The following is a 1,159-nucleotide window of genomic DNA, read 5'->3' as shown; positions in this document are numbered from 1 at the left end:
TGAATCGCCACGACTATCGTAGACACTCCTGAGCCATAATGTCGGGCACAAGGAGAAGATATGAGCGGTAAGCGGTACACAGAGGAATTCAAGATTGCAGCGATCAAGCAGGTGGCGCAGGGCGGTCACCCAGCGAGCGAAGTAGCGGCACGGCTCGGAATAAGCATCCACAGTCTGTACGCCTGGGCGAAGCGCTATGGCATACCCGAGGCGGAGCGCAAGGCCGTCGATGCCCAGTCCGACGAGATGCGGCGCCTGAAGTCCGAGCTCAAGCGCGTCACGGAGGAGCGTGACATATTGAAAAAGGCCGCGGTGTACTTTGCCAAGACGTCCGGGTGAGGTACACCTTAATTGCTCAGTTGCAGGACCAATTCCCGGTGCGCCGGCTGTGCAAAGTGCTCGAGGTGCATCCGAGCGGCTTCTATGCCTGGCGCCTGAACCCTGAAAGCAAGCGAGCCAGAGAAGACAAGCGCCTACTCGTGCCGATCAAGGAATCATGGCTGGAAAGCGGCAGCGTGTACGGCTATCGCAAGGTCAGCGACGATCTGCGCGAGCTCGGTGAACAATGCGGCATCAATCGCGTCCACCGTCTAATGAGGTCGGCCGGGCTTCGTTCGCAAACCGGCTACGCCAAGCGCAAATACAAACGCGGCGGCGCGCCTTCGTTGGTGGCGCCCAACCATCTTCAACGTCAATTTGACGTGCAAGAACCCAATCGCGTCTGGGTGACGGACATCACGTACATTCGCACTTGTGAAGGCTGGCTTTATCTGGCCGTAGTGCTTGATCTGTTCTCGCGCCAGGTAATTGGCTGGTCGATGAGTTCACGCATCGATCGCGAGCTGGCAATGAACGCGCTCTTGATGGCCGTCTGGCGGCGGCAGCCCAAGAATACGGTGATGGTGCATTCCGATCAGGGCAGTCAGTTCAGCAGCTACGACTGGCGCGACTTCCTGGACCAGCACAATCTGCAGCAAAGCATGAGCCGACGAGGAAACTGCCACGATAACGCCGTGGCCGAGAGCTTCTTCCAGCTCCTGAAACGGGAACGGATCCGACGCAAGACCTACGGCACCCGGGAAGAGGCAAGGCAAGATGTCTTCGATTACATCGAGATGTTCTACAATCCGAAGCGCCGGCACAGCTTCAGCAATGACTT

The 1,159-nt window shown here is 58.1% G+C and carries 1 protein-coding gene; it reads left to right on the top strand.

Annotation, left to right across the window (positions count from 1 at the left end; all coding sequences use genetic code 11):
• Nucleotides 1–60: 60 nt before the first annotated feature.
• Nucleotides 61–1,159 (top strand): IS3 family transposase gene (locus GM672_RS27675; protein ID WP_155473692.1). Its coding sequence is split into 2 segments (ribosomal slippage), with 1,100 coding nucleotides annotated over them: nt 61–307 and nt 307–1,159; the frame shifts between segments, so codons are not numbered across the junction. This gene is flagged as partial in the annotation.

The organism is Pseudoduganella buxea, from assembly GCF_009720835.1.
GTDB classification, from domain to species: Bacteria; Pseudomonadota; Gammaproteobacteria; order Burkholderiales; family Burkholderiaceae_D; genus Rugamonas; species Rugamonas buxea.
This window is presented reverse-complemented; position numbering and strand designations above follow the sequence as displayed.